Raw genomic sequence first — 13,239 nt, 5'->3', positions numbered from 1 at the left:
ACCGCTTCGGCCAGGCGCTGCGCCTGCTCCTGCAGCGAGCCGGCGGCGGCTGCGGCCTCTTCCACCAGCGCCGCGTTTTGCTGCGTCACTTCGTCCATCTGCGACACGGCGCGGTTCACCTGATCGATGCCGCTGGATTGCTCCTCCGACGCCGCCGAGATCTCGCCCATGATGTCCGTCACGCGCTTCACCGAGGACACGATTTCCTGCATCGTGGAACCGGCGCGTTCGACCTGCTGCGAACCCGCGCCGACCTTGGACACCGAGTCCTCGATCAGGCCCTTGATTTCCTTGGCGGCCTGGGCGCTGCGCTGCGCCAGCGAGCGCACTTCGCCTGCCACCACGGCAAAGCCCTTGCCCTGTTCGCCGGCACGTGCAGCTTCCACCGCCGCGTTCAGCGCAAGAATGTTGGTCTGGAACGCAATGCCGTCGATGACAGACACGATCTCCGAGATCTTGCGCGAGCTGGCCGAGATCTCCTGCATCGTGTTGACCACTTCCGACACGGCCGAACCACCGCGCTCGGCCACGTCAGACGCGCTCGCCGCCAACTGATTGGCCTGGCGGGCGTTGTCCGCGTTCTGCTTCACGGTCGAGGCCAGCTCTTCCATCGAGGCCGCGGTCTCTTCCAGCGAAGCAGCCTGCTGCTCCGTGCGGCTGGACAGGTCCGTGTTGCCCGCGGAAATTTCACGCGCGCCCAGATTGATTTCTTCCACGCCACGGCGCACCGAGGCCACCGTGCGGGTCAGGCTTTCCTGCATGCGCTTGATGGCGCCAAACAGGTGACCGATTTCGTTGGTGCTGCGCACTTCGATACGGCCGGTGAAATCGCCAGCGGAAATCTTCTCGAAGTGGTCGCCCGCTTCATGCAGCGGACGCAGCACGGTGCGGTTGATGAAGATCCAGCAGCCCAGCGCCAGCACCAGAGCGATGGCCAGCATCACAATGGTCACCATGCGCGAAATGTTGTGATCGGCTTCCGCCTGCGCGATGAGCTCGTCGGTGCGCGTGTCCGTGAACTGCAGCACGTTGTTGACGGCCTCGCGGAACGCGGTGTTGGCAGCGCCGCCGGCGTCGTTCAGATCCAGGTAGTCCTGGATGGCCAGGTTCGCCAGCGCGGCAGCCTGCCGGCGGTAGACGTCGTCGAACTGCTTGTAGGCGGCTTCCAGCTTGGCGACGAGGTCTTCGGAGCCTGCCATGCGCGGCGCCTTGCGGAACGAGTCGAACAGCTTTTGACCATCGGCCATGAGCGCATCGGCACGCTTGGCTTGCGACGTCGATTGCTCGGTCTTGCCCTGCTGCATGTCCATCAGCGAATTGGCAAGCAACAGACGGCCGCGCAGGAAGGTGCTGTAGGCACGCTGCAGTTGCGTCGCCTGGTTGGCATAGGCCTCGTTGACCTGCGCCAGCTTGTCGCTGCCGGAATTCAACCCCATCCACGCCACACCGTTCGAAATGAACATGGCGCCCGTGAAGAGCAACAGCACCAGGATGATGCAGGTGCGAACTTTTAAATTACCAAGCATGAAATATCCGAGCGTTAAGCAACGAAAAACGACACAACCTACCCTACACGCACTACGGACGCCCCGGCCCCGGGCCGGCAGCGTCCGAAAAGTGCGCCACCCGCGGCGCGCGCAAACGGCGCCGCGCAGATAACTACCGCATCACTTGCGGCTGAACAGGCTGGAACCCTGGATGGTCATGAACGCGGCCGAGGCCGCCTGCAATGCCACCTGGCGCAGCGCGAGCTGGCTGGCGCCGGCGTAGTAGTCCAGGTCTTCCAGATCCGACAGCGACTTCGAATACGACAGACCCTTTTGCGTGCCGGTGGCGTCCAGCGCCTCCAGCTCGTTCAGACGCGCGCCCACCGACGCGCCCACCGTCAGGATGTTGTCGTAGTTGGACGCGAGCTTCTTGTTCGCCGTCGCCAGTTCGTTGTTCAGTCGGGCCAGCGCCTTCTCGTCGCCCGCGATGGGCGAATCCAGCACCTTGATGAGGCTATCCAGCGTGTTGAACAGATCCACATCGGCCGACTGAATGCTTTCGACGTCGATCACGTCGCCGTTCTGCGGCGTGCCCTTGACGACCACAGCGACGCCGCCGAAGTCGATGCTGGCGCCTTCCTTGTATTCGGTGGGGCCGGCCGGCGGCGCGGGCGTGGTCACCGGCGGCACGGGCGGATTGGCGTTGGGGTCGGTCGTGATGACGCGATAACCCATGTTGCCCGTGGCGGGGTCCGCCTCGAACTGCAGGCTGAAGCTCTTGCCGATGTTGGCGCTGCCCGGCGTGACCGAAACGGTGCCGAACTGCGCGGTGCCCGTGTTGTTGTCATTTGCCGTGCTGACATAGGCGGTCGAACCCGGGTTGGCGCGATTGAAAACGTCGCTGCCCAGATCGCTGGTCGACAGCTGGCGCGATTGGTCGACCTGCACGGTGCGCTCACCGGTGGCGCCGCTGAAGACGACCTTGCCCGTGGCGTCCTGCGCGTAAGGCACCACGCTGCCTTCGTAACCGGAGAACAGATACTGGCCGTTGCCGTCGGTGCTGTTGGCAAGACCCAGCAGCGCATCGCGAGCGCTCTTCAATGCAGTCGACAGGGCCTGGCGATCGCTGTCGGCGAACGTGCCGTTGCCGGCCTGGACGACGCGCGTGCGCACGTCCTGCAGCGCGGTGGTGATCGAATCCAGAACGTTGGCTTCCTGGCCGAGGTTGGTCTTTGCCGTGTTGCGGTTCAGGCCATACGTCGTGTTCATGCTCTGCGTCTGCGCAACGCCGATCGACAGGGAGGCCGACAGCGGATCGTCCGCGGGGGTCAGGAACTTGCGGCCGCTGCCAACCTGTTCGACCAGGCGATTCATGTCGGATTCCTGAGCGAGAACGCCGCTCAGTCCGTTCGTGTACATCATCGTGGTGCTCAGACGCATGGTGCAGCTCCGTAATGCTTTCTAGTATTCACAATCATCGTTCTGATCAGCCGCGCAGGCCCAACAGCGTGTCAAAAATGGTGCTCGCCACATCGATGATGCGGGCGCTGGCCTGGTATTGCTCCTGGTACAGCGACAGGCTTACGTATTCTTCGTTCAGGTTCACGCCCGACACCGCCTGCTGGGCAGCGGTCGTCTGCTTGATCAGGTTGACCTGCGCCGTGGCGGCCGTCTTGATCTGCTGCGTCTGCACGCCGACCGTGTTCACGACCTGCGCGAACATGTCGTTGATGCTCATCGTGCCGTGGCCCAGCACCTTGCTGGTCTGCAGCTGCGCCAGCTTCAGCGCGTTCTTGCCGTTGGCATCGCCGCCCTCCAGATCCGCCGCGGCAACCTTGTCGGGATCGGTGATCAGAACGTTGATGTCGCGGGCCGCGTTGCGCGTGGGCGACAGCGACCACTTGTCGCCGGCCTGGGGCGGCGCATTGATGGTCAGCGTCACGCCCATCTCGCTTTCGAGGTTCAGCGTTGCGGTGGGCGGGGTGCCGGTAGCCGGACCGTTGTAGACCTGCGAGCCTTCCGGCATGCGCACGACCTGGTAGTTGGTGCCGTCGAACGAGATCTCGTAGTCCTTGGCATTGACGTTTGCCAGGTCGGTGAATTCACCCGAGATCTGCGCGTTGCTCTTGTTTGCCGAATTGGGCACACCTTGCGGCGAACCGATACTGAAGAAGTCCGTGCCCGGATTGCCGCCCTGGTCCAGACCCTCTTTGTGCTGCTCGTTGAACGACAGCGCCAGACCGACGGCCATCTGGCCCAGCTGGTTCTGCATGACGTCCAGCGACGAGGCGCGGAACTGCAGCAGGCCGCCCAGCTTGCCGCCGGTGACTTCGCTGTCTTGCATCTCGACCGCGATGGTCTTGCCGGTGCCCGCGGGCAGCGTATAGGCAATGACCGTGCGGCCCGCATCCGAGGCCGACGGAACGGCCTGCAGCGGGTAAAGCGTGTTGCCCGACAGCAGCGACTGGCCGCCCTTCGTGAGCGAGATGCTGATCTTGTCGCCCTGCTCGTAGGTCGTGATGCCGATGAGCTGGTTCAGTTCCATGACGGCCTGGTCGCGCTGGTCGAGCAGGTCGTTGGGAGGGCTGCCGCCGGCCTTGCCGGCCGCCAGGGAAATCTGCTGGTTCAGGTCGTCGATGCGGGTCAGGTAGCTGTTGACCTGGTCGACCGTGGTGCTGATCTGCGTGTTCAGGCCTTCACGCTGCTTCTGCATTTCCGAGTAGGCCGAGCGGATCTGCGTCGTCAGGCTGTTCGCCTGGCCGAGCAGGTCGGCGCGCGCGGCGGGGTCCGCCGGCTTGCTGGCCACCGTGTTCATGCTGGTGAAGAAGTTGGTCAGGCCCGGGGCGATGCCAACCGTACGGTCGGAGAACAGGTTGTTGATCTGCGAAACCTGGTCGAGCTGCGCCTGGAGCTGGGCGCCGCTGCCGTTTGCGCCGACGAGCTGCTTGTACAGGAAGCTGTCGTAGCTGCGCACGACGGTGTCGACCTGGACGCCACGGCCGATGTAACCGTTGGAGGTCGCTTGCGCGCCCGCCGTCGAGGTCATGACGCGTTGGCGGTTGTAGCCGACCGTGGTGGCATTGTTGATGTTGTGGCCGGTGGTTGCCAGGCCGGCTTGCGCCGCGTTCAACCCGCCCAGTGCCGTTTTGTACAAATTCATGCTGACAATGCCCCGTATGTAACCGCAGCTGTTATCTCTGGATACCCCGTTTACGGCAGGAGATCACCCAAATTTAGAGTCCTTCCAACATCCGCCGTGAATTTTCCACGTTGGATGCCGCGCCCCGCAGCTGCCCCATGATGCCGATGAGCTTCTGGGCATAGCGCGGGTCGGTCGCGTAGCCCGCGTCCTGGATCCGGCGGGCCGCCTCGATCTCGTTGCGGGCCGTCGTCACGCTCTCGTATCGCGGGCTGTTGCCAATCAGGCGGGCGTAGTCGGCGAACGACTCCTCGTACGACGCATAGGCCCGGAACGGCTGCGTCACCTTGCGGGCGACGCCGTCTTCGTATTCGGTGGTCAGCACGTTGACGACCTTGCCCTTCCAGCTCGGACCGGCCTTGATGCCGAACAGGTTGAAGCTGGTGCTGCCGTCCTCGTGCTTGATCTCGCGCTTGCCCCAGCCGGACTCCAGGGCCGCCTGGCCCATGATGAGACGGGCCGGCACGCCGCTCTGCTGCGACGCCAGATTGGCCGCGCGCGACATCTTGGATACGAAAGCGACCACGTGCTCAGGCGCGCCTTCGGCAGCGGCCAGCGCGCGGTCGGCCGGCCGGTTGTTGCGCATCACGTTCAGCAGCGCCGACACCTCACGCGAGCCGCCGGTCTGGAAGTCCAGATCGCCGCCCTGCCCGATGCGTTTGATCGCTTCGTCCGGGATCTCGCCGGGTTTGCCCTGCTGCATCTGCGCCAGGATCGCCTGCGACAGGCCGATGCCGGGCGAGGCCAGGTGCAGGGCCAGTTGCTCGTCCGCCATGGACTGCAGCATCTGCGTCTGCTGGGAATCGAACAGCCCTTCTTTGGGCGTGGCCTCGCGCATGCGCTTGACCATCATCTGCAGGAACAGCGCTTCGAACTGCTTGGCGACCTGCTTCTGCTGCTCGGTGCCGGCGGGATCCTTCTTGACGTCACGCTTCAGGTCCGACAGGCGGCCCATGTCGAAGACCGAATCCTGCCGGGCGCTGCCGCGTGCCGCGTCGTTGGTGTAAGCCATAGCCGTCAGATGATCTCAAGTTCGGCGCGCAGGGCGCCCGCGGTCTTCATCGCCTGCAGGATGGCCAGCAGGTCTTGCGGGGTGGCGCCCAGGGCGTTCAGGCCCTTGACCACGTCGGCCAGGTTGGCGCTGGTGCTCACGCGCTGCAGCGAGCCGTTGTCCTGGCGCACTTCGATCTGCGTATTGGGCACGACCACCGTCTGACCTTGCGTGAACGGCGTGTCCGGCTGCACCACCTCGTTCTGGCGGTTGATGATGACCGACAGGTTGCCGTGCGCTACGGCGGCCTCTTCGATCATGACCGTGCGGTTCATGACGACCGAACCGGTGCGGGCGTTGATGATGACCTTGGCGACCGTGGGTGCGCGCGCGACCTGCAGGTCTTCCATCTGCGACAGGAAGCGGGCCTGCGAGCCCTGCTCCATCGGCGTGCGCACCTGGATAACGCGGCCGTCCAGCGCCGTGGCCGTGCCTTGCCCGAACTTGCGGTTCAGGGCCGTCGCCACGTTCTGCGCCGTGCCGAAGTCGGTGTTGTTCAGCTCGACGTGCACGTAGCCGTCGCGCGCGAACGTGGTCGGCACGCCGCGTTCGACGATGGCGCCCGCGCTGATGCGGCCGCCGTTCAACTGGTTGATCTGCACGCTGGAACCGCCCGCGGACGCGCCGGCGCCGCCGACCAGGATGTTGCCCTGGGCAATGGCGTAGACCTGGCTGTCCGCGCCCTTGAGCGGCGTCATCAGCAGCGTGCCGCCGCGCAGGCTCTTGGCGTTACCCATGGACGAGACCACCACGTCCAGCGTCTGGCCGGGCCGCGCGAATGCCGGCAAGGTCGTCGTGACCATGACGGCGGCCACGTTCTTCAATTGCATGTTGCTGCCGGCGGGCACCGTGATGCCCAGCTGCGACAGCATATTGGTCAGGCTCTGCTGCGTGAATGGCGTTTGGCGCACCTGGTCGCCGCTGCCGTCCAGGCCCACGACCAGGCCGTAGCCGATGAGCTGGTTGCCCCGGACGCCCTGGATGCTGGCCAGATCCTTGAGCCGCTCGGCGTGCGCCGCACCGGCGCCCGCGGCCAGCCCGACGGCCACGCACACCCGCGCCATCAGGGACAGCAAGGTGGATATCGGAGTCTGTTGTTTCATGATTTAGAACGGCGAAGCGATCAGGAAGAAGCGTTGCAGCCAGCCCATGGTCTGGACTTCGTCCATGACGCCCTTGCTGCGGTATTCGATGCGCGCGTCGGCCACTTGCGTGGACGACACGGTGTTCGTGCCCGTGATGGAGCGCGGATCGACCACGCCGGCAAAGCGCACGTACTCGCTGCCGCGGTTGATGGCGATCTGCTTTTCGCCAGCGACCTGCAGGTTGCCGTTGGACATCACGCCCACCACCGTGGTGGTGATGGTGCCGGTGAAGGCATTGTTGGCGCTGCTGTCGCCCTTGCCCTGCGACACATTCCCGCCATTGGCTTCGGTGTTCAGGTTGGCGTTCGCCCAGCTGTCCATGAAGGACGGCGCCGCGGCGATGCCCAGCGTGGTCGAGCCGCTGCGATTGGTATTCGTCGCCACGTTCTTGGACGCGTTGGTGCGCTCGTTCAGCACGATCGTGACGATGTCGCCGACATTGCGGGGCCGGCGGTCTTCGAACAGCGGGTAATTGCCATAAGTCGTGGGCTGGTAGATCGAGCCCGTGGGCTGCGCCATGGGCATCGGCGGCGGCGGCGGGGCCGCCGTCGTCGGCCCGGTCACGATGGGTTCGGGCGGGATCATGGCGCAACCAGCCGCCAGCAGAGCCAGCGCAGACGCAAGTACCAGGCGCAGGACAGACATGAGCATCACAGTTGGGTCAGGCGGGCCAGCATTTCGTCCGACGTCTTGACGGCCTTGCTGTTCATTTCGTAGGCGCGCTGCGTCGTGATCATGTTGACCAGCTCTTCAGCGACGTTGACGTTGGAGGTTTCGACGTACTTCTGCATGATCGAACCCGCGCCGTCCACACCGGGCTGCAGCAGGTTCGCCGGACCCGACGAGTCGGTTTCCAGGTACAGGTTTTCGCCGATGCTTTGCAGGCCGGTCGGGTTGATGAACGTGGCGATCTGCAACTGGCCGATCTGCACGTTGATGCCGGCGGCGCCGGGCTGCGTCACCGAGACCATGCCGTCGGTGCCGATGGTGATGGACAGCGCGTTGTCCGGCACGTTGATCGGCGGCTGGATGACGTAGCCGCTGACGGTAACGAGCTGGCCGTTCTGGTCGCGTTGCAGCGCGCCGTCACGCGTGTAGGCCTGCGTGCCGTCGGGCAGTTCGACCGGCAGGAAGCCGCGGCCGTTGATCGCCACGTCCATTTCGCTGCCGGTGTTGTTCAGGTTGCCGTCCGAGTGGATGCGCTCGGTGGCGGCCACGCGCGCGCCGGTGCCCAGCTGCAGGCCCGACGGCAGTTGCGTGGCATCGCCCACCTGGGCGCCAGGCTGGCGCAGCGTCTGGTACATCAGGTCCTGGAACACGGCACGGCCGCGCTTGAACCCGTTGGTGGAGACGTTGGCCAAGTTGTTGGAAATCACGTCCATGGAGGTCTGCTGACCTTCCAGGCCCGTCTTGGCGATCCACAGCGAACGCATCATGATGAAAGACTCCGGTTCCGCGGCCTGGCCGCGAACTAAATGTTATTTAAATCAGGCGCTTACGGACAGAATGCCGTTGGCGCGTTCCGCGTTGCGGTCCGACTGCTGAATCACCTGCATCTGCTGCTCGAAGCGGCGGGCGTTTTCGATCATGCCCACCATCGACGCCATGGGATTGGTGTTGCTGCCTTCCAGCACACCCGACAGCAGGCGCAGTGCGGGGTCGGCGGGCACCGGCGGTGCGGGCTGGCCGTTGACCGGCGCCATGCGGAAGACGCCGTCGTCGCCGTGCACCAACTGCTTGTTGTCCGGGTTGACCAGCTTCAGGCGGCCCAGGTTCAGGATGTTGTTCGGCGCGTCGCCGGCGCCCAGCGCCGTGATCGTGCCGTCCGACGTGATGGTCAGCGCGGCCTGGTCGGGCACGTCGATGGGACCGCCCTGGTCCGACAGGACCGGCTGGCCCAGCGACGTCTGCAGCAGGCCGTTGATGCCGACCTGCAGGCTGCCCGCGCGGGTATAGGCCTCGCCTTGCGGCGTCTGCACCGCGATCCAGCCGTTTTCGCTGGCCAGCGCCACGTCCAGGCCGCGGCCCGTCGTCTGCATGGTGCCCATCTCGAAGCTGTTGCCGGGCGTTGACGCCACCGTCGAAACACGCGTAGGCAGGCTCACCCCGTCCGTCACGGGAACCGAGCGGTACAGCGCGATCTGCTCGCGAAAGCCCGCCGTGTTCACGTTGGCCATATTGTTGGAGAGCGCGGCCTGATGCTCCGTGATCCGCGCTGCGCCATTCATGGCGGTGTAGATGATTCTGTCCATTGCCTATTCCGTCGGTGTCGTCGCTTGCCCTGCGGGCATTACTTCAGGTTCATCAGGACTTGCATGATTTCGTCCTGGGTCTTGATGGTCTGCGAATTGGCCTGGTAGGTGCGCTGGGCAATGATCATGTTGACCAGTTCCTTGCTCATGTCCACGTTGGACGCTTCGGTCGCCTGACCCACCACCGTCGACATGCTGTTGGTGCCGGGCTGGCCCAGGATCGGCTGGCCGGAAGCCGCCGTTTCCTTCCAGGCGTTGTTGCCCACGGGCTGCAGGCCCTGCAGGTTCGAGAAGTCGGCCAGCACCAGCGTGCCCACGATCTGGGTTTCGCCGTTGGTGTAGCTGGCGACCAGGCTGCCGTCGCTGCTGATGTTGATGCCGCTGAACTCACCGGACGTGTAGCCGTCGGGCTTGGCAACCAGCTTGTAGTTGCTGCCGTACTGGGTCGTGCCGGTGTAGTTGATCGCGACGTTCAGCGGATCGGCCGGCGTGGCGGTGCCGCCGGGCTGGGCGAAGGTCAGGTTCACGATCGGCGCGCTGGTCAGCGTGCCGGCGTTGTTGAACGTGAACTGCTGCGGGTTGCCCCAGACGCCGCCGGCTTCCGACGTGGGCGCCATGGCCTGGCCGTCCATCGTGTAGTAAACGTCGTACACGCTGGTGCCGCCCGTCGCTTCACGCTTGACGAAATACTGCATGACCTGGTGCGAGTTGCCCAGGGAGTCGAACACCGTCATGGGCGAGGCGTTCGTGTAGGTGCTGGAGATCTTGGGATCGAACGGCTTGCCGATTTCGGTGACCGCGGCGGTGTAGTCCACGAAGCCGGGAATGCTTTCCAGCGTGCCCCCGGTGACCTGGCCCGTGCCGTCGAGCGTGACGGTGTTCGGGGCCGTGCCGTACGTGGCGGCCGGCGGGTTGCCCGGGGCGACCCACGTCAGCGCGCCGCCGGCGGCCTTGGTGAACGTGTAGGCCGTGCCGCCCAGGGTGACCGAGCCGGGAACGGCAGGCGCCGTCACGGTGTCGACCTGGTAGATAACCTTGGCGTTGGCGTCCAGGTTTGCCACGGTGGTGGCGGTGCTGGTGGCCTGCGGCGCGACGTTGGCCGTCGGCAGCTGCAGTTCGATCGGGTTCGCACCGATGGCGCCGGCCGGGTAGCCGGTCAGGCGATAGCCCTGGGCGTTCACGATGAAGTTGTTCTTGTCGACGAGGAATTCGCCGTTGCGCGTGTACATGACCGAGCCGCTCTGGTCGGTCACGCGGAACATGCCCTTGGCACCGTCGATGGCGATGTCGTATTCGCCGCCGCCGCCCGTCACCGCACCCACGGTGAAGCGCTGGTTGATGGCCGCGACCTTGACGCCCAGGCCCACACGCGAGCTGGCGTAGACGTCAGCGAACGATGCGGTGGCCGACTTGAAGCCGACGGTGCCCGAGTTGGCGATGTTGTTGCCGATGACGTCCAGGTTCTGCGCAGCGGCGTTCAAGCCGCTCAATCCTTGTCCGAAGCCCATGTTTACTCTCGCTAATCTTTAGTGGAAAGGCCGCCGCCCGTGCGCCGGCACCAATTCATATCCGCCCGTTCAGGCGCCGATCACCTTGCGCACGTCCAGCATGCTGGTCTGGCCGTCCAGGCCCAGATCCAGACGCAGGCCGTTGGTGGAGTACGCCACGCTCTTCACGTTGCCGTAGCTCAATACTTCCGAATTCACCTTCGCGCCCTCGGCGTCGGTCGCCAGCACGGACACGTTGTACGCGCCCGGTTCCAGCGCCACGCCGGCGTCGTTCTTGCCATCCCATTCCAGCGTGTACACGCCGTTCTTCTGCTCGCCCAGCTCGATGGTGCGGACAACTGCACCGTTCGAATCCGAGATGCGGACCTGGACCTTGGCGGCGTCGCCCTGCAGATCCAGACCGTAGGGCGTGACCACGCGGTCCGCGGGGTTGGCGCTGTCGACACCGACCTTGACCTTCGTGCCCGGGATCAGGACGCCCTTGCCGATCATCGACACGGCGTTCATCGACTGGGACACGTCGATCTGGCCGCTGATGGCCAGCATGGTGTTCTTCAGGTTGGTGATGCCTTCCACCGTGGAGATCTGCGCCAGTTGCGACGTCAGCTCCGCGTTCTGCATCGGGTTCAGCGGATCCTGGTTCTTGAGCTGCGTGACCAGCAGCTTCAGGAACTGGTCCTGCAGGCCCTGCGCGGTGCTCGCGCTGTTGGCGCCGGTTTGCGCCAGGCCCATGGCCGTGGTGCTCGTGGTTTGGTCGACGGTGGTCATGGATAGACTCTGGCTGGAAATTAGGATTGACCGATGGTCAGCGTCTTCTGCATCAACGCCTTGGCAGTGTTGAGGACCTCGACGTTGGCCTGGTAGGACCGCGATGCCGCGATCATGTTGACCGTTTCGGCCACCGGATCGACGTTGGGCATGCTGATGTAGCCCTGCGCGTCAGCCAGGGGGTGCTTGGGGTCATAGACCATCTTCAAGGGCGACTGGTCCTGGACCACGCCTGCCACGCGAACGCCGCCGATCTCCTGGCCCAGCGCCTGGCCCGCGGCCGGGTTGACCTGGAACACGACCTGGCGGGCGCGGTAAGGCTGGCCATCCGGGCCGACCACACTGTCGGCGTTGGCCATGTTGCTGGCCGCCACGTTCATGCGCTGCGACTGCGCGCTCAACGCCGAACCGGCGATATCGAAAATGCTCAACAAGGACATTGCCTGTTGCTCCCTTTAAAGATCAATCCTGGATGGCGGTCTGCAGCCCGCGGATACGGTTGGAGATCAACTGCATCGTGCTCTGGTAATGCAGGGTGTTGTCGGCGAACTGCACGCGCTCGATGTCCATGTCCACCGTGTTGCCGTCCATGCTGGGCTGGTACGGCAGGCGGTACAGCAGATCCGTCGGGCCTTGCGACACGGCCTTGGCCGGAATGTGGCGGGCCGACGTCAGCTTGAGCGACGTGTCGGGCAGGCGCATCGTGCCTTCCATGGCGCTTTGCATCGCGGCCTTGAAGTCGATGTCGCGCGCCTTGTAGTTGGGCGTGTCGGCGTTGGCGATGTTCGAGGAAAGCACTTCCTGGCGCTGCGCGCGCAGTGCCAAAGCCTGCTGGTAGAACCGGAAATCTTCGTTGAGCCTGTCGAGCATCGTGGCGCCTTGAATTCGTTGCAGATCGGATAAAGCAAGGGACGCCGGACGCACCGTTATCCCATTGGATGACGGCATGATAGGGGCCGGACCTGTAACACAATCAGCCAAACAACCCGTCATTTCTCATCCAATTCACGTATTGCCGAAAGCCGCCCACTTCTACAATTCATCCATCATGAAAATCTCCGCAAGACTCCTTCTCGCGCGCGCCGGCATCGCCGCCCTGCTCCTGGCCTCGGCAAGCGCCGTCCAGGCACAGGCCGCGGCCACTCAGGCCCCGGAAGCGATCATCATTGCGGCGCAGACCTATCTGCAGGAACAACTGGCCTCCCTGCCCGGCGAGGCGTCCATCGCCATCGACCCGCCGCGCACCGACCGCCTGACGCCGTGCGATGACCTGACCTCCTTCCTGCCGTCCGGCATGAAGCTGCGGTCCCGCATGACTGTCGGCGTGCGCTGCAACTCGGCAAAAGGCTGGACGGCCTACGTGCAGGCCTCCGTCAGCGTGGCCGGCCACTATTACGTGGCCTCGCGCCTGATTGCCGCTGGCCAGGCCCTGACCCCGGCGGATCTGGACGCCCGCGAGGGCGATCTGGTCACCCTGCCCCCCAACGCCATCACCGACCCGCAGGCGGTCGCCGGCATGACCGCCGCCTTCCGCATCAACGCCGGCCAGCCGATCCGCAGCTCGTCGCTGCGCAACGCCCAGTCGGTGCAGCGCGGCACGAACGTGCGGATCAACGCGCGCGGCAACGGTTTCATGGTCAGCAGCGAAGGTGAAGCCATGGGCAACGCGGCCCCCGGCGCCGTCGTCCAGGTGCGCACCGCGGGCGGCCAGGTGGTCAGCGGCGTCGTCCGGAACGCCACGCTGGTGGAAATTCAGCTATAGACCTGTTACAAATCGCGTTGCGCCTGGCTCGCATATACCCTAAAGTTCCTCCGGCCCTTGTCGTTAC

At 64.9% G+C, this 13,239-nt stretch carries 13 protein-coding genes; 1 reads left to right on the top strand and 12 read right to left on the bottom strand.

The window, feature by feature from the left end; translation table 11 throughout:
* The 12 genes from B3098_RS01840 to flgB form a co-directional block, all read right to left on the bottom strand.
* Positions 1-1,526: methyl-accepting chemotaxis protein (locus tag B3098_RS01840; RefSeq protein WP_286890366.1), on the bottom strand; the 1,526-nt coding region annotated here is incomplete at its 3' end.
* Positions 1,527-1,667: 141 nt separating this feature from the next.
* Positions 1,668-2,927 carry a flagellar hook-associated protein FlgL gene (gene flgL, locus B3098_RS01835; protein WP_191578097.1) on the bottom strand — a complete coding sequence of 420 codons (1,260 nt, stop codon included), beginning with the start codon at positions 2,925-2,927 and terminating at the stop codon, positions 1,668-1,670.
* A gap of 46 nt (positions 2,928-2,973) precedes the next feature.
* The gene (gene flgK / locus B3098_RS01830) at positions 2,974-4,647 is read right to left on the bottom strand and encodes a flagellar hook-associated protein FlgK (RefSeq protein WP_175126209.1); all 1,674 of its coding nucleotides are present in this window, start codon (positions 4,645-4,647) and stop codon (positions 2,974-2,976) included.
* Positions 4,648-4,720: 73 nt separating this feature from the next.
* Positions 4,721-5,698 carry a flagellar assembly peptidoglycan hydrolase FlgJ gene (gene flgJ / locus B3098_RS01825; RefSeq protein WP_286890363.1) on the bottom strand — a complete coding sequence of 326 codons (978 nt, stop codon included), beginning with the start codon at positions 5,696-5,698 and terminating at the stop codon, positions 4,721-4,723.
* 5 nt (positions 5,699-5,703) lie between these two features.
* The gene (locus B3098_RS01820; RefSeq protein ID WP_286890361.1) at positions 5,704-6,840 is read right to left on the bottom strand and encodes a flagellar basal body P-ring protein FlgI; all 1,137 of its coding nucleotides are present in this window, start codon (positions 6,838-6,840) and stop codon (positions 5,704-5,706) included.
* 3 nt (positions 6,841-6,843) lie between these two features.
* Positions 6,844-7,533 (bottom strand): flagellar basal body L-ring protein FlgH, encoded by a 690-nt coding sequence (locus B3098_RS01815; protein WP_175126211.1) that lies wholly within the window; start codon positions 7,531-7,533, stop codon positions 6,844-6,846.
* On the bottom strand, positions 7,533-8,318 hold the full coding sequence (flgG, locus tag B3098_RS01810) for a flagellar basal-body rod protein FlgG (RefSeq protein ID WP_105238493.1): 786 nt from the start codon (positions 8,316-8,318) through the stop codon (positions 7,533-7,535). Before flgG ends, B3098_RS01815 begins: the two co-directional genes overlap by 1 nt.
* A gap of 51 nt (positions 8,319-8,369) precedes the next feature.
* A complete protein-coding gene (locus B3098_RS01805; protein WP_175126212.1) occupies positions 8,370-9,134 on the bottom strand; it encodes a flagellar basal body rod protein FlgF in 765 nt (254 codons plus the stop codon).
* 38 nt (positions 9,135-9,172) lie between these two features.
* A complete protein-coding gene (locus tag B3098_RS01800) occupies positions 9,173-10,642 on the bottom strand; it encodes a flagellar hook-basal body complex protein (protein ID WP_286890357.1) in 1,470 nt (489 codons plus the stop codon).
* A gap of 69 nt (positions 10,643-10,711) precedes the next feature.
* Positions 10,712-11,410 (bottom strand): flagellar hook capping FlgD N-terminal domain-containing protein, encoded by a 699-nt coding sequence (locus B3098_RS01795; RefSeq protein WP_175126214.1) that lies wholly within the window; start codon positions 11,408-11,410, stop codon positions 10,712-10,714.
* Positions 11,411-11,430: 20 nt separating this feature from the next.
* A complete protein-coding gene (gene flgC, locus B3098_RS01790) occupies positions 11,431-11,850 on the bottom strand; it encodes a flagellar basal body rod protein FlgC (protein WP_105238489.1) in 420 nt (139 codons plus the stop codon).
* A gap of 22 nt (positions 11,851-11,872) precedes the next feature.
* On the bottom strand, positions 11,873-12,280 hold the full coding sequence (flgB, locus tag B3098_RS01785) for a flagellar basal body rod protein FlgB (protein ID WP_175126215.1): 408 nt from the start codon (positions 12,278-12,280) through the stop codon (positions 11,873-11,875).
* A 178-nt stretch (positions 12,281-12,458) separates the two neighbouring features.
* Between flgB and flgA the strand changes: the two genes are divergently transcribed.
* Positions 12,459-13,172, top strand: a complete 714-nt coding sequence (flgA, locus tag B3098_RS01780) for a flagellar basal body P-ring formation chaperone FlgA (protein ID WP_286890354.1) — start codon at positions 12,459-12,461, stop codon at positions 13,170-13,172.
* Positions 13,173-13,239 lie beyond the last annotated feature (67 nt).

The sequence above is a fragment of the Achromobacter sp. UBA2119 genome, assembly GCF_002331005.1.
Classification (GTDB): Bacteria; Pseudomonadota; Gammaproteobacteria; order Burkholderiales; family Burkholderiaceae_B; genus Achromobacter; species Achromobacter animicus.
Note: the sequence above shows the minus strand (reverse complement) of the source record. Positions and strands in the feature narration are given on the sequence as shown.

Coding starts and splice junctions, on each gene's coding strand:
- flgB (WP_175126215.1), bottom strand. CDS start 12,280: ATGCTCGACAGGCTCAACGAAGATTTCCGGTTCTACCAGCAGGCTTTG.
- flgJ (WP_286890363.1), bottom strand. CDS start 5,698: ATGGCTTACACCAACGACGCGGCACGCGGCAGCGCCCGGCAGGATTCG.
- flgL (WP_191578097.1), bottom strand. CDS start 2,927: ATGCGTCTGAGCACCACGATGATGTACACGAACGGACTGAGCGGCGTT.
- B3098_RS01805 (WP_175126212.1), bottom strand. CDS start 9,134: ATGGACAGAATCATCTACACCGCCATGAATGGCGCAGCGCGGATCACG.
- B3098_RS01815 (WP_175126211.1), bottom strand. CDS start 7,533: ATGCTCATGTCTGTCCTGCGCCTGGTACTTGCGTCTGCGCTGGCTCTG.
- B3098_RS01795 (WP_175126214.1), bottom strand. CDS start 11,410: ATGACCACCGTCGACCAAACCACGAGCACCACGGCCATGGGCCTGGCG.
- flgG (WP_105238493.1), bottom strand. CDS start 8,318: ATGATGCGTTCGCTGTGGATCGCCAAGACGGGCCTGGAAGGTCAGCAG.
- B3098_RS01820 (WP_286890361.1), bottom strand. CDS start 6,840: ATGAAACAACAGACTCCGATATCCACCTTGCTGTCCCTGATGGCGCGG.
- flgK (WP_175126209.1), bottom strand. CDS start 4,647: ATGAATTTGTACAAAACGGCACTGGGCGGGTTGAACGCGGCGCAAGCC.
- B3098_RS01800 (WP_286890357.1), bottom strand. CDS start 10,642: ATGGGCTTCGGACAAGGATTGAGCGGCTTGAACGCCGCTGCGCAGAAC.
- flgC (WP_105238489.1), bottom strand. CDS start 11,850: ATGTCCTTGTTGAGCATTTTCGATATCGCCGGTTCGGCGTTGAGCGCG.
- flgA (WP_286890354.1), top strand. CDS start 12,459: ATGAAAATCTCCGCAAGACTCCTTCTCGCGCGCGCCGGCATCGCCGCC.